The following is a 17,407-nucleotide window of genomic DNA, read 5'->3' as shown; positions in this document are numbered from 1 at the left end:
CAGTCAGGTCAGCCCGCGCGTCGGGCGGCCTGACCCCAGGCGGTCAGCTCCGCCGCCAACGCCCAGGCGTCGGTGAGGTCCCGGTCCACCGCCGCCGCGCCGGCTCCGCCGGCGGTGTCGGCGTGCACGGTGGCCAACCCGAGCAGCCGCTGCACCGGCCCCTGCACCACCCGTACGCTCTGCAACCGGGCGTACGGCACGACCGTCAGTTGACGGGTGAGCAGGCCCGAGCGGACCGCGAAGACCTGCTCGGTCAGGCCGGCACCGAGCACCTGGCGACTCAGCGGGTTCACCCAGCGGGCTCGGGCCGGTGGGGGCCGCAACGGCAGCGACGCCAGCGCCACCCCGGGCAGCACTTCGGCGACGATCATCTCGCCCGTCGGCTGGTCACCGACGGGCAGCAGCCGGTCCGGCCGGTTGCGCTCGTCGGCCTCGCCGGCCGCGTAACCGGCCACCTCAAGCCGCAGCCGCAGCCAGCCCTTCATCCGCCAGAGCAGTGGCCAGGTCACCCGCACGGTCTGCACCCGGTGCAACGGTACGGTCTGCGACCTGGTCTCCAGCAGGCCGTTGCGGATGCGCAGCCGGTCGTCGTCGCGGGCCAACTGGAACCGCCAGTCGTCGAGCACCCGGCGGACGGGTTGCAGCAGGACACCGGCCATCGCGGTGAGCGTGCTCGCCACCGCGATGAAGGACCAGGACCCCTCGGACAGGAACTGCGTCGCCACGAAGGCCACCCCGAACGGCAGCAGGAACGCCTGCGGGGTCAGCAGCTGACTGATCAGCAGATCCCGGTTGCTCACCGCGTGCAACGGTCGCCCGGGCTGCGCGGGCGGCTCGGCGCCGGCCGGCACCGGCTGCGCCTGGGCTGCCGGCACCGTGCCGGAGGAGTGACCGGCCAGGGTCAGCAGCCGCTGCCGCAACGCCGCGGCCTCGGCGAGGCTCAGGTACGCCAGCGGCGCCTCGGTCTTGCCGCCGCCGACCACCTCCAGGCGCAGCTCGGCCAGCCCGGTGAGCTGGGCGAGCAACGGCCGGACCACCTCGACGGCCTGGAGCCGTTCCAGCGGGATCGCCCGGCTGCGGCGCCAGAGCAACCCCTCGTGGATGCGCAGCTCCCGGCCAACCACCTGGTAGCCGGTGTTGTACCAGCTGACCACCGCCAGCACGCTCGCGCCGAGCGCGAGCACGATCACCATCGCGGCGAACCAGCCGAGCCCCACCCGCGACAGGGTCGACCAGGACAGCCCGGCGATGACCACGACCAGTGACTTGGCGCCGTGCAGCACGGGGCTCAGCGGATGCAGCCGCTGCCGGGCCGATGGATCCGGCGACGGTGGACCGATCCACCCGCCGACCGGCGTCGATGGCCCCGCCACCTGGTACGGGCCCGGCTGCGGGCGCTCGCCCGGTGGTGATGCCTCGGGTGCCGCCGGCACGGCGTGGTCGGACGGTGGTGCTTCGGCGGGCACCGCCGGTACGGCCCGTTCGGCGGGCCGACCGGAAGCCTGGCCGCTCACCGTCTCCCCGACGTGATCCCGCTCGTCCGCGCCGGGCGGGGTCCGGTCCGGACCCGGAGCGGCCGAGCCGCTCACAGTCCTTCCGCCCGGTCCTCGCCGAGCGTGGTCAGGCGGTCCCGCAGCCGGGACGCCTCCGCCGGACGCAACCCCGGCACCCGGGCGTCGCTGGCAGCGGCCGCGGTGTGCAACTGGACGGTCGCCAGGTCGAAGGCCCGCTCCAGCGGTCCGGCGCTGACGTCGACGAACTGCATCCGTGAGTACGGGACGATGGACAGCCGGCGCACCAGCAGGCCGTGCCGGACCAGCAGGTCGTCCTCACGTTCGGCGTAGCCCCAGGCGCGTACCGCCCGCACGATGGTCACCACCCGCCAGAGAGCGAACAGCACGACCGCACCGAGCGCCAACCCGAACGGCCAGGAACCGGTGAGCGCCCAGCCGACCCCGAGCACCGCCGCGACGACGGCCACACCGGCCGCCAGGCGCAGCAGCTCCACCCAGATCAGGTCGGTCGATATCGACCGCCACCGCACGGTGTCCGGCCACGGTTCCAGCGGGCTGGCCGGCGCGGCCGACGGCGGAACCTCAGGCGCGTCATCGCTCACCGGGTCAGCCTTTCGTTCGCGGCTGCGGGGCTCGCAAGCTCACTCCTCGCGCTCACGGGGCCAGCCTTTCGTTGTACGCGTCCACTCGTCGAGCGTAGGCGATTCCCCCATCGGGGCGACCTCACGCAGAAAGCCTCGTGCGTTGAGGAAGTCGCCGAGCGAGGGCCGGTGCGTGTCACAGGCGAGCCAGGTCTTGCGCCGCTCGGGCCGGTGCAGGCGGGGATTGTTCCAGCGCAGTGCCCATCGGGCCGGGGTGCGACACCCACGGGCCGAACAGGGCAGCGCCTCGGCGGGGCTGTCGGGGTGGGTCATCCCGCTCAGTCTAGGACGGCGGGGAAGATTGAGCGCCGGGCGGCCACGGGGGAAGCCGCCCGGCGACGGATGAATGGTACACACGCCGGGACGGCTTTTGTCCACTGGCGATCGGCGATTTTTCCGTCCCGGAACGGCGTGGCGGAAATCGGTCGCTCCCCCAGTCGGCACTCAGTCGGGCATGCGAGGCTTGGTACCGCACACGCCGCGACGACCGATCACGCTGTGGAGGACCAGTGGCCCAGCCGACCACGCCCGACGCCCCGCCGCCGAACGGGGCCCAACCGCAGGCGCCCGCGCCGCCGACCACCCCGGCGCAGGACGCCACCCTGCTGGAGCGGGCGCTGTTCGAGATCAAGCGCGTGATCGTCGGGCAGGACCGGATGGTCGAGCGGATGTTCGTCGCGTTGCTCGCCCGGGGCCACTGTCTGCTGGAAGGCGTACCGGGGGTGGCCAAGACCCTCGCGGTGGAGACCCTCGCCAAGGTGGTCGGCGGATCGTTCGCCCGGGTGCAGTTCACCCCGGATCTGGTGCCGGCCGACATCATGGGCACCAGGATCTACCGGCAGTCCAGCGAGAAGTTCGACGTCGAGCTGGGCCCGGTCTTCGTCAACTTCCTGCTCGCCGACGAGATCAACCGGGCGCCGGCGAAGGTGCAGTCCGCGCTGCTCGAGGTGATGAGCGAGCGGCAGGTGTCGATCGGTGGCGAGAGCCACCGGGTGCCGAACCCGTTCCTGGTGATGGCGACGCAGAACCCGATCGAACAGGAAGGGGTGTATCCGCTGCCGGAGGCGCAGCGGGACCGCTTCCTGATGAAGATCATTGTGGGGTACCCGACCGACGCCGAGGAGCGGGAGATCGTCTACCGGATGGGTGTCGCGGCACCCGAGCCCACCCCGGTGTTCGACACCGACGATCTGGTCGCCCTCCAGCACAAGGCCGACCAGGTGTTCGTGCACAACGCCCTGGTCGACTACGCGGTCCGGCTGGTACTCGCCACCCGTACGCCGGCGGAACACGGCATGCCCGACGTGGCGCAACTGATCCAGTACGGTGCCAGCCCCCGGGCCTCGCTCGGGCTGGTCCGGGCGACCCGGGCGCTGGCCCTGCTCCGCGGCCGTGACTACGCCCTGCCGCAAGACGTGCAGGACATCGCACCGGACATCCTGCGGCACCGGCTGGTGCTCAGCTATGACGCGCTCGCCGACGACGTGCCGGCCGACCACGTGGTGCACCGGGTGATGTCGACCATCCCGCTGCCGTCGGTGGCACCCCGGCAGCAGGCCACCCCGCCCGCCGGGGCGGTGGCACCTACCTCAGGGTGGCCCGGGCAGCGGCCGTGACCTCCACCACCCCTCGACCCGGTGAGCCCGGCCGCACGGCGGCCAGCGACCGTTCCGGTGCCGTGCTGTCCCGGCTGCAACTGCTGGTGACCCGCAAACTCGACGGACTTCTCCAGGGTGACTACGCGGGCCTGCTGCCCGGGCCGGGCAGCGAGGCGGGTGAGTCGCGCGAGTACCGTCCCGGCGACGACGTGCGCCGGATGGACTGGCCGGTGACCGCCCGGACCACCACCCCGCACGTGCGGCGTACCGTGGCCGACCGTGAGCTGGAGACGTGGCTGGCGGTGGACCTGTCGGCGAGCCTGGACTTCGGCACCGGCCGGTGGCTCAAGCGGGACGTGGTGATCGCGGCGGCCGCGGCGATCACGCACCTGACCGTGCGGGGCGGCAACCGGATCGGTGCGGTGGTCGGCAGCGGCGGCGATGTGCCGGTGCCCCGCCGTGGCCGGCGGCAGGCGCCCCGGCTGGCCCGGGGCGACTGGTCCGGTTGCCGGCCCGGTCCGGCCGCAAGGAGGCCCAGGGCATGCTGCGGGCCATCGCCGGCACCGAGATCCGGCCCGGCCGCGGTGACCTCGGCGCGCTCATCGACATGCTCAACCGGCCACCCCGGCGGCGCGGCGTCGCCGTGGTCATCTCCGACTTCCTCGCCCCGCCGGCCCAGTGGGCGCGCCCGCTGCGCAAGCTGCGGGTACGACAGGATCTGCTCGCCATCGAGGTGGTCGATCCGCGGGAGCTGGAACTGCCCGACGTCGGGGTGCTCCCGGTGGTCGACCCGGAGACCGGTGAACTGCACGAGGTGCAGACCGCCGACCCGAGCCTGCGGCATCGTTACGCGGCAGCCGCCGCGGCCCAGCGGGCGGAGATCTCCGCCGCCCTGCGCGCCGCCGGCGCCGCCCACCTGCGACTGCGTACCGACCGAGACTGGCTGCTGGACATGGTGCGCTTCGTGGCCGCCCAGCGGCACGCCCGCACCCGGGGGACGACACGATGATTCGACTGCTGCAACCGTGGTGGCTGCTGGCCGTGCTGCCGGTGCTCGCCCTCGCCGCGCTCTACGTCTGGCGGCAGCTGCGCCGGCGCGACTACGCGCTGCGGTTCACCAACGTGGACCTGCTGCGTACCGTGGCGCCGAAGGGTCTCGGCTGGCGCCGGCACGTGCCGGCCACCGCGTTCCTGCTGGCCCTGCTGGTGCTGGCCGGTGCGCTGGCCCGGCCCGCGGTCGACACCCGGGAGCCGTTGGAACGGGCCACCATCATGCTGGCCATCGACGTGTCGCTGTCCATGCAGGCCGACGACGTGCCGCCGAACCGGCTGGAGGCGGCCCAGGAGGCGGCAATGCAGTTCGTGGCGGAGCTGCCGGAGACGTACAACCTGGGGTTGGTCTCGTTCGCCAAGTCGGCGAACGTGCTGGTGCCGCCGACCAAGGACCGCCCGGCGGTGACCAGTGCCATCGAGGGCCTGGTGCTGGCCGAGGCGACGGCCACCGGCGAGGCGGTCTTCACCTGCCTGGAGGCGATCCGGTCGGTGCCGGCCGACGGGGCGGCCGGCATCCCGCCGGCCCGGATCGTGCTGCTCTCCGACGGTTTCCGGACGGCCGGACGGTCGGTGGAGGAGGCGGCCGCCGCGGCTCAGGCGGCGAACGTGCCGGTCTCCACGATCGCCTTCGGCACCGATTCCGGCCACGTCGACATCGGTGGTCAGTTGCAGCGGGTGCCGGTGGACCGGCTCGCCCTGGCCGAGTTGGCCGAGACCACCGAGGGCTTCTTCTACGAGGCGGCGACGGTCAACGAACTCAAGCAGGTCTACCAGGACATGGGCAGCTCGATCGGCTTCCGCACCGAACCCCGCGAGATCACCCAGTGGTACGCCGGCATAGCCCTGCTGCTGGCCCTCTGCGCCGGCGCATTCAGCCTCCTCTGGTCCTCCCGCATGATCTGACCACCGCCGGACCCTTGGTTGATCATGAGGTTAGCGGCACTTTTGAAGATCAAGAACGCCGCTGACCTCATGATCAACGGAGCACGGGTGGGGGTGAGGTGGGACGGCGCGGTCAGTGGGTGGCGCTGGCCAGGAAGAAGAGGACGGCCACCCAGACGGCGGCGAGGGTGAAGCCCAGCGGGGCGACGTAGCGGCTCATGACAGCTCCGACGTGGCGACTGGCGGCCCGGGCAGGGCGGGGGACCGCGAGAGGGGTGGATCGGGACGCGCACACGGGAAGTCGTGACCGGGGTGCTTTCCGGCGGTAGCCGTCCGATCGGCCGCCGCGACAGGGTCGCCGGGCGGTGGACGGCACGCGGGGGAGCGGGCCAGCTCAGGCGGAGCGGAGCTCAGCGTGGCTGGCGGTCGGCCCGGCCACGACTGGGAGGATCGCTATCTCGCACAGCGATCACCTCCTGCGGTCGAGTTCCGGGGCGACGCGGGCCGCCGAGCGACCCGCAAACGTCGATCATCGTACACCCGGCGGGCACGCCCGGCGCACTCGGCCGACCGGCCGACGGACCGCGCCCGTTCATCGGTCGACGACGGACCCGCCGCCGACGGGTGCCGTCGCCAGCCGGGGCCCGCCACGCCGGACGAGCAGCACCAGCACGGCGGTGAGCACCGGCAGCCAACCGATCCGGGCCAGCAGCCATCGCGAGTCGTCCGGCACGGTGTGCAGCCCCGGCAGCGCGGTCCCGCCGTGCGCGGCGAGCACCACCACCGCGACCAGCACCGGCTGGTGCCAGAGGTAAACGCGTACCGCATGCCGGTTGATCTCGCCGGTCAGCCTGCGTGGCAACGGCCGGGACAGCAGTCGTACCAGCGTCGGCCGGGCCAACAGGCCGAGACCTGTCTGGGTCACCGCGAGCGCCACCACGAGCAACGATGGCGGATCGAGATTGGATCGGCCCTCGCCGGGGACCCCGACCGCGCTTGCCGGATAGCCGAGGGCGAGTACGGCGGCCAGTCCGACCGCCCCCGTGTAGGCCAGCCAGCGGGCGTCGCGCCGTCGGCTCAGCCGGCCGTCGGCGTGGGCCAGTCCCAGCAGATACGGCACGGCCCAGGCGGCCAGCACCGTCACCGGTGGCAGCCAGACGCCGGCGGGGAGCGGCCGCACGGCCAGGTCGGCGCCAGCCACCACGGCCGCTGCGGTGACCGCGCAGCGCGGGGTGCCCCAGCGGCGTACGGCGGCTCGCAGCGGGCCGGTGAGCACCACCAGGGCCAGCAGGGTGCCAGGAACCACAGTGGACTGATCGCCAGGGTCAGTGCCACCGACAGGGTGTCGTCGGCGACGCCGGCGACGGCGGCGGCCAGCAGTACGGCCGACCCGGTGCCGAGCAGGGCGACCGCCGGCAGCAGCAGCCGGCGCAGCCGGTGTCGCACCCAACCGACTCCGGGATGCCGGTCCGCCGAACGGGCGGAGGCGTGACCGGCGGCGAAGAAGAACAGCCCGAGAGTCTGCAACACCCAGCTGGCCGGGGCCAGGGCCGGCATCGCGGTCAGCGGGCTGGCCAGGTTCAACGCGCCTTCCTCGTCGAGCACCAGGCCGGTGACCAACCAGTGACCGAGCACCACCGCGGCGACGGCGAAGGCGCGCAGCCCGTCGACGAGCGGATCCCGAACCGGCCAATGGGCGATGTGCCGGCCGCTCATCGGACCGGTCCCGCGCTGACCGTGACGTCCGGTCGGACGTGGCCCGTGCCGATCGCACCAAACAGCACCACTTCGGCGACTGCCGCGAGGGTTGGCCCGCCGGGCAGCAGGTATCCGTCGTGGCCGGTCGAGGCGGCCGGCAGCGGCCGCGCACGGAAGGCGGCGTCGGCCGGCCGGGCCCCGTGTCCCAACTCGGGCAGGCGCAGTCGCGGCACGCGCCGGATCCAGTCGTCCGGCGCCTCGGCAGCCCAGACGCGGACCGGGCCGAGACGATCGGCGTGTTCCGCGCCGACGCCCACACCGCCGAGGGTGACCACGTCGGTGACCTGCGGCAGGGCGTCCATGGCGGCCAGCCCGACGACCAGCGCGCCGTAGCTGTGACCGACCAGGGTGATGCGGCTGGCCGGTAGCCGCCCGGCCAGTGTGCGCAGGTGGTGGCCGAGCTGGTCGGCACCGCGACGGGCGACGGCCGGGGTGGCTGCCGTAAGAGACCGTCGGGCGGGTCGTAGCCGAGCCAGGCCAGCACGGCCACCCGGGCGTGCGGATCGACGGCGTGCAACGCGGCACGCAGGTCGCGGGCCTGCCGGGCCGGGGCGCGCTGGGGGACGCCGCCCAGCCCTCGATCGAAGTCGGCCAGCCGGGTGCCGACGCCGGGCACCAGCACCGCGATCCGATCGGCGGTGGCCAGATCACCGAGGACCTCGACGGCCCGGCCGTCGCCGCGCGAGGTCGAAGGCCAGGAACTGCCGGCCCTGCGCGGCCCAGTGGCTGTACGGCGCGCCGGCGGCGTCCAGCGCGGCGGTGGTCGACGGGTACGCCTCGACGAAGCCGGCCGGCGCGTGGTCGAGCGGCACCGTCGAAGGCCGTACCAGTCCGGTCGCCAGCATCGCCGCGAGGCCCAGCCGGAACAGTCTGCTGCCCACCATCACGTGCTCCCTCCACCCGGTCGTGAAGGGCAGGATGTGTCGGCGGTGTGGTGCCGGTCGTCACCCCGGGGAGCCGTTCGCGGCTACCACCGTGGAGCTACTCCCCGGCGGCGACCAGACCGGTCTCGTAGGCGAGCACGACGGCTTGGGCCCGGTCGCGTAACTGGAGTTTGGCCAGGATCCGGCCGACGTGGGTCTTGACGGTCTGCTCCGCGACGACCAGTTCCGCGGCGATCTCGCCGTTGGACCATCCCTGGGCGATCAGCCGCAGCACCTCGGTCTCGCGCGGGGTGAGCGCGGCGAGGGCGGTGGGTCGGGGCCGCTGCCGATGAGGTCGGGCCGCGAATTCCGCGATCAGGCGGCGGGTGACGGTCGGGGCGAGCAGCGCGTCACCGCCGGCGACGACGCGTACCGCGTGGATCAGGTCGGCGGCGGGGGCATCCTTGAGCAGGAAGCCACTGGCACCGGCGCGCAGCGCCTCGTAGACGTAGTCGTCCAGGTCGAAGGTGGTGAGGATGAGCACGCGGGGCCGGTCGGTCGGCCTGTCGCCGAGCAGTTTGCGGGTCGCGGCGAGCCCGTCGAGCACCGGCATCCGCACGTCCATCAGCACCACGTCCGGGTCGAGTCGGCGGGCCTGGGCGACCGCCTGGGCGCCGTCGGCGGCGTCGCCGACCACCAGCAGGTCCGGCTGGGCGGCAAGCAGGGCACCGAAGCCCTGCCGGACCATCGCCTGGTCGTCGGCGATCAGCACCCGGATCATGATGTTCCGTCCTCCGGCTCGTCGGATGGTGGCGGGTCGGCCGGCAGGAGTGCATCGATCGCGTAGCCGTCGTCGGCGGTGGGACAGGCGGTGAAGCTGCCGCCGAGGGCGAGGACCCGCTCCCGCATGCCGGTCAGTCCCTGCCCGCCGCCGCGTGCGTCGGGGTCGGCCGGGGTTCCGCCGGCGGCGTTCTGGACGCGTACCGCCAGGACGCCGGGGCGATCGCGGAGCGTGACGCGCACCTCGGCGCCGGCCGCGTGGCGGGCCGCGTTGGCCAGTCCCTCCTGCACGATCCGGTACGCGGCCAGGCCGACCGGTGCCGGTGGCTCGGTGGTGACGTCGTTGTCCAGTTCCACGGTCATGCCGGCCCGCCGTGCGGCTGCCACCAGCGCCGGTAGTTCAGCCAGCGTCGGCTGCGGGGCGGTCCGGGGGTCCTCCGTCTCGCTGCGCAGGACCCGCAGCAGCCGCCGCATGTCGGTGAGCGCCGCCCGGGCGGCCTCGGCGATGGAGTTGAACTCGGCGCGGGCCGGCTCGGACACGGCGAGTCGGTACGGCGCGGTCTCGGCCTGGACGGCGATCAGTGACATGTGGTGCGCGACCACGTCGTGCATCTCCCGTGCGATGCGGGTGCGTTCCTCCAGCACCGCCCGCCGGGCCTTCTCCAACTCGCTCACCTCGGCCTGCTCGGCCAGGGCCCGTCGGGTGAGCAGGTTGTGCCGCAGCAGGTCGCCGACGATGAGCAGCACCACGAACAGCAGGGTGACGGCCACCTGGTTGCCCGGCGGCACGAACATCCAGACCGGGGTCAGGCTGAACAGTCCCGTCCAGGCGAGCACGGCCCGGTCGACCCGGGCGGCCACGGTGACCAGCACGACGATGATGACCAGGAGCTGCGTCGGGCTCCACGGCCAGAACTCGTACGTGGCGGGGCCGAGCACCACGGCGTCGTCCGTCGTGCGTCGGTTGAAGGTGCCGAACAGCTGCCCGATGAACATGATCCGCCAGGCCAGCAGTGGTCGGGTGGGCAGCAGGGGCAGCGGTGCGACGGTGAGCAGCGCGATGACCCACGCGGTGGCGACGGGCAGGCGCCGGGTGTCCAGCAGGAACTGCGCGGTGATCAGGACCAGCCCGAGCAGCGCCAGCAGCCCGAGCGTGCGCAGGACGGCGACGGTGCGGGGCCGGTGTCGCAACCGGTCCAGTGGTCGGCGCCTCGCCGGATAGTCCGGCCCCGCCACGGTTCGGCGCAGCCCCGCCAGGGCGGCACCGACGGTACTGCGGTCCATATCCCGGCAGGGTAGTTCGATTGGCGGCCCCCGTCGTGCGACCACGGAGTGATCCGCCACGTGGTACCCGGGTATGACGTGCGGCGGGTTAGTGATTACCGTGCGGTAACGCCTAGTCTCCAAGCCGCAGCGATCTTTGGGAGGGGACGCACCGTGTCGCGAACTGTGCTGGTTACCGGGGGCAACCGGGGGATCGGTCTGGCCATCGCCCAGGCATTCGCCAAGCAGGGCGACCGAGTGGCGATCACCCACCGGGGCAGCGGGGCGCCGGAGGGGTTGTTCGGCGTGCGGTGCGACATCACCGACGGTGAGTCCGTCGACGCGGCCTTCGCGGCGGTCGAGGCGGAGTTGGGGCCGGTGGAGGTGCTGGTCGCCAACGCGGGCATCACCGACGACACGCTGCTGCTGCGCATGTCGGAGGAGCAGTTCACCCGGGTGCTGGACACCAACCTGACCGGCGCGTACCGCTGCGCCAAGCGGGCCTCCGGGAAGATGCTGCGGGCCCGGTGGGGGCGCATGATCTTCGTCTCCTCGGTGGTCGGCCTCTCCGGCGGCGCCGGCCAGGTCAACTACGCGGCCAGCAAGGCCGGTCTGGTCGGGGTGGCCCGCTCGATCACCCGGGAGCTTGGCGGCCGCAACATCACCGCCAACGTGGTCGCGCCGGGCTTCATCGAGACCGACATGACCGCCGGGCTGACCGACCAGCGCAAGGCCGAGATCCTCAAGTCGATCCCGGCGGGCCGGATGGCCACTCCGGACGAGGTGGCGGCGGTGGTCACCTGGCTGGCGGGGGACAGCGCCGGGTACGTCTCCGGCGCGGTCGTCCCGGTCGACGGCGGCCTGGGCATGGGCCACTGAATCCCGAGCACGGAGGAATGAGCAAAATGTCCGGACTGTTGGCCGGTAAGCGGCTGCTCGTCACCGGCGTCATCACCGACGCCTCGATCGCCTTCTCGGTGGCCAAGCTCGCTCAGGAGAACGGCGCCCAGGTCGTGCTCACCGGCTACGGCCGACTGTCACTCGTGGAGCGGATCGCCAAGCGGCTGCCCGAGCCGGCACCCGTGATCGAGCTGGACGTGACCGACCCCGAGCACCTCGCCGGCCTGGCCGACAAGGTCCGCGAGCACGTCGACGGGCTCGACGGGCTGGTCCACTCGATCGGGTTCGCCCCACAGAGCTGCCTCGGCGGCGGGTTCCTCGACGCCTCCTGGGCGGATGTGTCGACGGCGCTGCACGTCTCGACGTACTCCTACAAGTCCCTGGCCGTCGCGGCGCTGCCGCTGATGTCGCCGGGTGGCTCGGTGGTCGGTCTGACCTTCGACGCCAGCCAGGCCTGGCCGGTGTACGACTGGATGGGCGTGGCCAAGGCCGGGCTGGAGGCGGCCTCCCGCTACCTCGCGCTGCACCTGGGCAAGCAGGGCATCCGCAGCAATCTGGTGGCCGCCGGTCCGCTGCGCACCATGGCCGCCAAGTCCATCCCCGGCTTCGAGCAGTTCGAGGACGCCTGGGCCGGGCGTGCCCCGCTGGGCTGGGACCTGACCGACCAGGAACCGGCCGCCCGGGCCTGTCTCGCCCTGCTGTCGGACTGGTTCCCTGCGACCACCGGCGAGATCGTGCACGTCGACGGCGGCTACCACGCGGTCGGCGCCTGACGCCGGCGATCCAGCGGTCTGTTTACGACCGGGACCCGGGGGCGTTGCCGGGACGCCGCAGGCCACCGGCAAGAATGGGACCATGGCGTACGACGCGGTGGTGCTGGTGTCCTTCGGCGGCCCGGAGGGGCCCGACGACGTGCTGCCGTTCCTGCGGAACGTGACCCGGGGGCGGGGCGTACCGCCGGAGCGGCTGGCCGAGGTCGCCGAGCACTACCAGCACTTCGGTGGGGTCTCCCCGATCAACCAGCAGTGCCGCGAGCTGTTGGCGGCGGTCCGCGCCGACTTCGCCGCCAACGGGCTCGACCTGCCGGTGTACTGGGGCAACCGGAACTGGGACCCGATGCTCGCCGACACGGTGGCCCAGATGCGCGACGACGGCGTACGGCGGGCGTTGGCGTTCGTCACGAGCGCCTTCGGCGGGTACTCCTCGTGCCGGCAGTACCAGGAGGACATCACCGCCGCGCGGGCGGCGGTCGGCCCGGACGCACCGGTGATCGAGAAGCTGCGCCAGTTCTGGGACCACCCCGGCTTCGTCGAGCCGCACGCCGACGCGGTGCGCGCCGCGTTGGCCCAGCTCGATCCGGCGCGGCGGGACAGCACCCGGCTCGTGTTCACCGCACACTCGGTGCCGGTCTCGGCGGCCGACAGCGCCGGTCCGCACGGCGGCCGGTACACCGCCCAACTCGCCGAGACGGCCCGGCTGGTGCACGCGGCGGCGGCCCCGGACCTGCCGTACGACCTGGTCTGGCAGAGCCGTTCCGGCCCACCCCACGTGCCGTGGCTGGAGCCGGACATCAACGACCACCTGGAAACGCTCGCCGAGCAGGGCGTCACCGGCGTGGTGGTCAGCCCGATCGGCTTCGTCTCCGACCACCTCGAGGTGGTGTGGGATCTCGACACCGAGGCGTTGGACACGGCCAAGCGGCTCGGTGTGGACTTCGTCCGCGCCGGTACCCCCGGCACCGACCCGCGCTACGTGACCATGGTGCGGGAACTGGTTCGGGAACGCATCGAACCGGACGGGGCGCAGTCGCGCCGTCGCTTGGGCCAGCTGCCGATGTGGGACACCTGTCCCACGGTCTGCTGCGTCCCGGCCCGCCGTCCGTCCTGACCGCCACGGCGCACCCGACGACACCCTGGGGATGATCATGCAGGACCGTAAGCCCGTCGAGAGCTGGCTCACCGACATGGACGGGGTGCTGGTGCACGAGGGCCAGCCGGTGCCGGGTGCGCCGGAGTTCGTCAAGCGACTGCGTACCTCCGGCAAGCCGTTCCTGGTGCTGACGAACAACTCCATCTACACCCCGCGCGATCTCCAGGCCCGGTTGGCCCGGATGGGTCTGGACGTGCCGGAGCAGGCGATCTGGTCGTCCGCGCTGGCCACCGCCCAGTTCCTGGCCGACCAACGGCCGGGCGGTACGGCGTACGTCATCGGCGAGGCCGGGCTGACCACCGCCCTGCACGCGGTGGGTTACGTGCTCAGCGACTTCGCCCCCGACTACGTGGTGCTGGGGGAGACCCGCACCTACAGCTTCGAGGCGATCACGAAGGCGGTCCGGCTGATCAACGACGGGGCCCGGTTCATCTGCACCAACCCCGACGCCACCGGGCCGTCCGTGGAGGGTGCCCTGCCGGCCGCCGGCTCGGTGGCCGCGATGATCTCCAAGGCCACCGGTGTCGAGCCGTACTTCGTCGGCAAGCCCAATCCGATGATGATGCGGTCGGCCCTGAACACGATAAACGCGCACTCGGAGAGCACCGCGATGATCGGTGACCGGATGGACACCGACATCCTCTGCGGCCTGGAAGCCGGGCTGGAGACCATCCTGGTGCTGACCGGGATCAGCTCCCGGGCGGAGGCGGAACGCTACCCGTACCGCCCCTCCCGCATCGTCAACTCGGTCGCCGACCTGATCGACGAGGTCTGACCCGGCACCTGGTCAGGCCGGCGCCCGATCAGTGTCGTGCCGTGTCGCGGAGCAGGAACTCGGTGAGCACGGGAGCGAGGGTCGCCGCCGGCACGCCGTGCCACTCGCCGGGCAGGCCGCGCCGCTCGGCGGCGGGCAGCAGGCCGGCGGTGGTGGCGGCCATCCCGGTCAGGTCGTCGCTGCTGCCGGCGCTGTGCAGGACGAGCGTCGGAGTGCGTACGCGGGCGAGCACGGTCGGTCCGGTGGCTCCACTGAGCAGGCTGTCGTACGCCAGGGTGTGCGCCACCGAGACCATGGCATTCCAGTGTGGTGTGTCGCGCATCCCGCTGATCATGTGCTCGGGCACGCCGATCTCGGTCAGGAAGAACGCCACCGCCTCGGCGCCGGTCAGTCGGCCCAGGTGCGCGGTGAAGGCCCGTTGGCCAGCTTCGTCACCGTCGGTGTCCAGCGGTGGCTCCAAGAGGACCAGCCGTCGTACGTCGAGGCCGGCGGCGGCCGCGTGCAACGCGAGCAGGCAACCCGAGGAGTACCCGTACAGCGCGGCGGACCCGCCGGCCTCGGCGATCAGCGCGGCGAGGTCCTCGACCTCACGCTCGGGTGCGTAGGGCGGGGTGTCGTCGCTGTCCCCCCGCCCGCGCCGGTCGTAGCGGTAGACGGTGAAGCGGGGCGTGAGCAGGTCGGCGAGTTCGCCAAGCGGGCTGTTGGCGCGGAAGTGCCCGGCGGCGTCGAGAAGGATCAGCGCCGGTCCGGCGCCGTCGCGTTGGTATCCGATGCGGGTGCCGTCCCGGGACATGACCGTTGGCATGAACTGAACCGTACAGTACAGTTCGAGGATGCGAAAGGACGTCAACCGACGCGGGATCCTCGACGCGGCCCTGATCGAATTCCTCGAACACGGCTACCTGGCCGCCGGGATGGACCGGATCGCCGCCCGCGCCGGTGTCTCCAAGGTGACCGTGTACGCGCACTTCACCGACAAGCACGCCCTTTTCGAGGCGGTGTTCACCGGCGCGATCGCCGAGGCCGAGCGGGCCGGCTCGGCGCACGTCGAGGCCCTGGCCGACACCGACGACCTCCCGGGTGACCTGCGGGCCTTCGCCCGCGAACACATCGCCACGGTCACCGCACCGCACCTGCTCCAGCTGCGCCGGATGCTGATCGGGGAGGCGGGCCGTTTTCCGGAGCTGGCCCGCGCGTGGCACCACGCCGCGCCCGAACGCGGCCACGCCACCCTCGCCAGGGCCATCACCCGCCTCGCCGAGCGGGGCCTGTTACGGGTGTCGGACCCGCTGCTCGCCGCGCAGTACCTGAACTATCTGATCCTGTCGATCCCGCTCAACGAGGCCATGTTCGCCGTCCGCGTGTCCTTTCCCGAGACGGAGCTGCACCGCTGGGCCGACGAGGCCGTCCGCATCTTCCTCGCCGCCCACACCCCCTGACCGACACCGCTTCTTCACGACTCCCGCCCTCCGCGCTCTCCGTGGATCTTGCACTTTTGGTCGGGGCAGAAGCTGACGAAAGCCACAATATGGCGACCGAAAGTGCAAGATCGCCGGGGCCGGGGCCGGGGCCGGGGCCGGGGCCGGGGCGCGTCAGGGGCGGAGGGGGCGTTGCAGGCGGCGACGAGAGCCTGGCGGCAGGCGGCGGTGAGTGGGCGCAGGGCGGCGTCGCGCTGCTGGGCCTCGTAGTTGTTGACCGCGCCGCCGGGTGCCGCGTGCCCGGCCAGGGCGAGCACCCGGTCGAGCACCGCGGCGCGGGCGAACAGCCGACGCGAGCGCGGGTCGAACCCGGGCGGCAGGTCGGTGGTGCCGTCGGGGCGGCGCAACGCCTCCAGTGCGCCGGCCAGCTCCGGCCGCCACTGCGCCACGTCGAGACGGGTGAGCGCGGCGGTGGTGTCGGCCAGCGCGGCGGCCAGCTCCGCCTCCGCCTCGGCGGCACCGGGCAGGGTGAGGCAGGCGGCGGGCGCGTCCGCCGGCAGCGGGTGCACCCGCCAGAGCACCGTCTCGAAGGTGTCGCCGGAACCGGAGGTGTGCACGCGTACCTCGGGGATCAGCCCAAGCGCGCCGGCGATCACGGCCTCGCCGGCGAGCAGCGCGGCACCGGCGAAGTCACCCGGGCCGGGCAGGCCGCCGGGTCACCCGGCGCCGGCAGCACCAGCCGGATCTCGTCCGGCGAGAGCTTGGCCAGGGTGGGCAGTGCCTCCTGCAGCGGTACGTCGGTCCAGGTGCCCGGCGCGTCGGCGACCAGGTGCTCCTCGGTGCCGGCCACCGCGTCGGCGACCTCGTCGAAGGGCACCAGCCCGGCGCGCCACGCGCGCACCCAGGCGACGAACCGGCTCGACCGGCGCGGCGCCAGGATGGCCGCACCCGCAGCGGGGGTGGACATGCCGAAAGAGTACGTGGTGACGCCCGTCCGTGTCTCGACTGCCGCGCCGCCGCCTCCCCGTCGCGCCGATCATGCAGGTGTGGCGCGCGATTGGTTGTTCTTCACGGCTTTTGTCACGTGCCACACCTGCATGATCGCGTACGTCGGCCGGGGGTGGGGTGTGTCGGGGTTGGGGGGTGGTGGCGGCGGGACTAGCGTGGCGGGATGGGGCGGCGCTACGGCGAGGACGTGTTGGCGGGGGACTGGCGGCGGCGGAGGGTGACCCCGGAGGTCGACGCCGAACCGGACCTCGTGGTCGAGGACGCCGAGTCCGGCTTCTGCGGTGCGGTCGTCGGCTTCGAGACCGGCGCGGTCGTGTTGGAGGACCGGCACGGCCGGCGGCGCAACTTCCCGTTGCTGCCGGCGGCGTTCCTGCTCGACGGCAGCCCGGTCACCCTGCGCCGTCCCACCCGGCCGGCGGTGCCGGCGGCCCGGCGGCGCACCGCCCGGGCCTCGGTGGCGGTGGACGGGGTGCGCGCCCGGGTCGCCCGGGCCAGCCGGATCTGGGTCGAGGGCGTGCACGACGCCGCGCTCGTCGAGCGGATCTGGGGCGACGATCTGCGCATCGAGGGTGTGGTGGTGCAACCGCTGTCCGGCATCGACGCCCTCGACGCCGAGGTACGCGACTTCGGCCCCGGCCCGGGCCGCCGGCTCGGCGTGCTGGTGGACCACCTCGTGCCCGGCTCCAAGGAGAGCCGCATCGTGGCCCGGGTCAACTCGCCGCACGTCCTGGTCACCGGTCACCCCTACGTCGACGTGTGGCAGGCGGTGAAACCCGCCGCGGTGGGCATCGCGGCGTGGCCGGTGGTGCCGCCGGGACGGCCGTGGAAGGAAGGTGTCTGCGCCGCGCTCGGCGTCGCCGAACCGGCCGACATGTGGCGACGCATCCTGTCCAGGGTGAACAACTTCGCCGACGTGGAGACTCCGCTGATCAACGCGATGGAGCGACTGATCGACTTCGTGACCGAACCGGACTGACCAACCGGCCCCACCGGCGCGGTCGTCGACCGTTACCGTGAACGGCCTG

The 17,407-nt window shown here is 72.9% G+C and carries 17 protein-coding genes and 3 pseudogenes; 9 read left to right on the top strand and 11 right to left on the bottom strand.

Annotated elements, in window-relative coordinates; all coding sequences use genetic code 11:
• Positions 1-8: 8 nt before the first annotated feature.
• The 3 genes from ENC19_RS17745 to ENC19_RS17735 form a co-directional block, all read right to left on the bottom strand.
• Complete coding sequence (locus ENC19_RS17745; RefSeq protein ID WP_408058081.1) at positions 9-1,373, bottom strand: PH domain-containing protein; 1,365 nt, start codon at positions 1,371-1,373, stop codon at positions 9-11.
• Positions 1,374-1,585: 212 nt separating this feature from the next.
• Positions 1,586-2,116, bottom strand: a complete 531-nt coding sequence (locus tag ENC19_RS17740; RefSeq protein ID WP_164448245.1) for a PH domain-containing protein — start codon at positions 2,114-2,116, stop codon at positions 1,586-1,588.
• Positions 2,117-2,155: 39 nt separating this feature from the next.
• Positions 2,156-2,428, bottom strand: a complete 273-nt coding sequence (locus ENC19_RS17735) for a hypothetical protein (protein WP_164448244.1) — start codon at positions 2,426-2,428, stop codon at positions 2,156-2,158.
• 236 nt (positions 2,429-2,664) lie between these two features.
• Here ENC19_RS17735 and ENC19_RS17730 point away from each other — a divergent pair, with 236 nt between their 5' ends.
• From ENC19_RS17730 to ENC19_RS17720, 3 genes and pseudogenes are all read left to right on the top strand, one after another.
• The gene (locus ENC19_RS17730) at positions 2,665-3,771 is read left to right on the top strand and encodes an AAA family ATPase (protein ID WP_164448243.1); all 1,107 of its coding nucleotides are present in this window, start codon (positions 2,665-2,667) and stop codon (positions 3,769-3,771) included.
• Positions 3,750-4,762, top strand: a pseudogene (locus tag ENC19_RS17725) (DUF58 domain-containing protein). The gene ENC19_RS17730 and the pseudogene ENC19_RS17725 overlap by 22 nt, the downstream one beginning before the upstream one ends.
• The gene (locus ENC19_RS17720) at positions 4,759-5,709 is read left to right on the top strand and encodes a VWA domain-containing protein (protein WP_164448242.1); all 951 of its coding nucleotides are present in this window, start codon (positions 4,759-4,761) and stop codon (positions 5,707-5,709) included. The pseudogene ENC19_RS17725 and the gene ENC19_RS17720 overlap by 4 nt, the downstream one beginning before the upstream one ends.
• A gap of 112 nt (positions 5,710-5,821) precedes the next feature.
• Here the strand turns inward: ENC19_RS17720 and ENC19_RS17715 are convergent, their stop codons facing one another.
• The 6 genes and pseudogenes from ENC19_RS17715 to ENC19_RS17685 form a co-directional block, all read right to left on the bottom strand.
• Complete coding sequence (locus tag ENC19_RS17715) at positions 5,822-5,983, bottom strand: hypothetical protein (RefSeq protein WP_164447950.1); 162 nt, start codon at positions 5,981-5,983, stop codon at positions 5,822-5,824.
• A gap of 845 nt (positions 5,984-6,828) precedes the next feature.
• Entirely contained in the window at positions 6,829-7,404 is a 576-nt protein-coding gene (locus ENC19_RS17710; RefSeq protein WP_164448241.1) for an acyltransferase family protein, read from the bottom strand.
• Positions 7,401-8,068, bottom strand: a pseudogene (locus tag ENC19_RS17705) (alpha/beta hydrolase). The gene ENC19_RS17710 and the pseudogene ENC19_RS17705 overlap by 4 nt, the downstream one beginning before the upstream one ends.
• Positions 8,069-8,093: 25 nt before the next feature.
• Positions 8,094-8,330, bottom strand: a complete 237-nt coding sequence (locus tag ENC19_RS17695) for a hypothetical protein (protein ID WP_164448240.1) — start codon at positions 8,328-8,330, stop codon at positions 8,094-8,096.
• Positions 8,331-8,427: 97 nt separating this feature from the next.
• A complete protein-coding gene (locus ENC19_RS17690; RefSeq protein ID WP_164448239.1) occupies positions 8,428-9,090 on the bottom strand; it encodes a response regulator in 663 nt (220 codons plus the stop codon).
• The gene (locus ENC19_RS17685; protein WP_164448238.1) at positions 9,087-10,373 is read right to left on the bottom strand and encodes a sensor histidine kinase; all 1,287 of its coding nucleotides are present in this window, start codon (positions 10,371-10,373) and stop codon (positions 9,087-9,089) included. Before ENC19_RS17685 ends, ENC19_RS17690 begins: the two co-directional genes overlap by 4 nt.
• Positions 10,374-10,526: 153 nt before the next feature.
• Between ENC19_RS17685 and fabG the strand changes: the two genes are divergently transcribed.
• From fabG to ENC19_RS17665, 4 genes are all read left to right on the top strand, one after another.
• Positions 10,527-11,231 carry a 3-oxoacyl-ACP reductase FabG gene (gene fabG, locus ENC19_RS17680; protein WP_164448237.1) on the top strand — a complete coding sequence of 235 codons (705 nt, stop codon included), beginning with the start codon at positions 10,527-10,529 and terminating at the stop codon, positions 11,229-11,231.
• A 26-nt stretch (positions 11,232-11,257) separates the two neighbouring features.
• The gene (gene fabI / locus ENC19_RS17675; protein ID WP_164448236.1) at positions 11,258-12,025 is read left to right on the top strand and encodes an enoyl-ACP reductase FabI; all 768 of its coding nucleotides are present in this window, start codon (positions 11,258-11,260) and stop codon (positions 12,023-12,025) included.
• An 82-nt stretch (positions 12,026-12,107) separates the two neighbouring features.
• Positions 12,108-13,139, top strand: a complete 1,032-nt coding sequence (locus ENC19_RS17670) for a ferrochelatase (protein WP_164448235.1) — start codon at positions 12,108-12,110, stop codon at positions 13,137-13,139.
• 37 nt (positions 13,140-13,176) lie between these two features.
• On the top strand, positions 13,177-13,956 hold the full coding sequence (locus ENC19_RS17665; protein ID WP_164448389.1) for an HAD-IIA family hydrolase: 780 nt from the start codon (positions 13,177-13,179) through the stop codon (positions 13,954-13,956).
• Between the two features lie 28 nt (positions 13,957-13,984).
• Here the strand turns inward: ENC19_RS17665 and ENC19_RS17660 are convergent, their stop codons facing one another.
• Positions 13,985-14,761, bottom strand: a complete 777-nt coding sequence (locus ENC19_RS17660; RefSeq protein ID WP_164448234.1) for an alpha/beta fold hydrolase — start codon at positions 14,759-14,761, stop codon at positions 13,985-13,987.
• A 28-nt stretch (positions 14,762-14,789) separates the two neighbouring features.
• Here ENC19_RS17660 and ENC19_RS17655 point away from each other — a divergent pair, with 28 nt between their 5' ends.
• Positions 14,790-15,395: a TetR/AcrR family transcriptional regulator gene (locus tag ENC19_RS17655; RefSeq protein ID WP_164448233.1), complete on the top strand. Its 606-nt coding sequence runs from the start codon at positions 14,790-14,792 to the stop codon at positions 15,393-15,395.
• A 155-nt stretch (positions 15,396-15,550) separates the two neighbouring features.
• Here ENC19_RS17655 and ENC19_RS17650 read toward each other — a convergent pair.
• Positions 15,551-16,341, bottom strand: a pseudogene (locus ENC19_RS17650) (hypothetical protein); the annotation flags it as partial.
• Positions 16,342-16,545: 204 nt separating this feature from the next.
• Here ENC19_RS17650 and ENC19_RS17645 point away from each other — a divergent pair.
• The gene (locus tag ENC19_RS17645; RefSeq protein ID WP_164448232.1) at positions 16,546-17,358 is read left to right on the top strand and encodes a DUF3097 domain-containing protein; all 813 of its coding nucleotides are present in this window, start codon (positions 16,546-16,548) and stop codon (positions 17,356-17,358) included.
• The last annotated feature ends 49 nt before the right edge of the window (positions 17,359-17,407 follow it).

This window comes from Verrucosispora sioxanthis (genome assembly GCF_010560025.1).
Taxonomy (GTDB): Bacteria; Actinomycetota; Actinomycetes; order Mycobacteriales; family Micromonosporaceae; genus Micromonospora; species Micromonospora palythoicola.
The sequence above is the reverse complement of the archived record's forward strand: the minus strand, read 5'-3'. Positions and strand labels throughout refer to the sequence as shown.

Coding starts and splice junctions, on each gene's coding strand:
- ENC19_RS17735 (WP_164448244.1), bottom strand. CDS start 2,428: ATGACCCACCCCGACAGCCCCGCCGAGGCGCTGCCCTGTTCGGCCCGT.
- ENC19_RS17720 (WP_164448242.1), top strand. CDS start 4,759: ATGATTCGACTGCTGCAACCGTGGTGGCTGCTGGCCGTGCTGCCGGTG.
- ENC19_RS17710 (WP_164448241.1), bottom strand. CDS start 7,404: ATGAGCGGCCGGCACATCGCCCATTGGCCGGTTCGGGATCCGCTCGTC.
- ENC19_RS17695 (WP_164448240.1), bottom strand. CDS start 8,330: ATGGTGGGCAGCAGACTGTTCCGGCTGGGCCTCGCGGCGATGCTGGCG.
- ENC19_RS17690 (WP_164448239.1), bottom strand. CDS start 9,090: ATGATCCGGGTGCTGATCGCCGACGACCAGGCGATGGTCCGGCAGGGC.
- ENC19_RS17685 (WP_164448238.1), bottom strand. CDS start 10,373: ATGGACCGCAGTACCGTCGGTGCCGCCCTGGCGGGGCTGCGCCGAACC.
- fabI (WP_164448236.1), top strand. CDS start 11,258: ATGTCCGGACTGTTGGCCGGTAAGCGGCTGCTCGTCACCGGCGTCATC.
- ENC19_RS17670 (WP_164448235.1), top strand. CDS start 12,108: ATGGCGTACGACGCGGTGGTGCTGGTGTCCTTCGGCGGCCCGGAGGGG.
- ENC19_RS17665 (WP_164448389.1), top strand. CDS start 13,177: ATGCAGGACCGTAAGCCCGTCGAGAGCTGGCTCACCGACATGGACGGG.
- ENC19_RS17660 (WP_164448234.1), bottom strand. CDS start 14,761: ATGCCAACGGTCATGTCCCGGGACGGCACCCGCATCGGATACCAACGC.
- ENC19_RS17655 (WP_164448233.1), top strand. CDS start 14,790: ATGCGAAAGGACGTCAACCGACGCGGGATCCTCGACGCGGCCCTGATC.
- ENC19_RS17645 (WP_164448232.1), top strand. CDS start 16,546: ATGGGGCGGCGCTACGGCGAGGACGTGTTGGCGGGGGACTGGCGGCGG.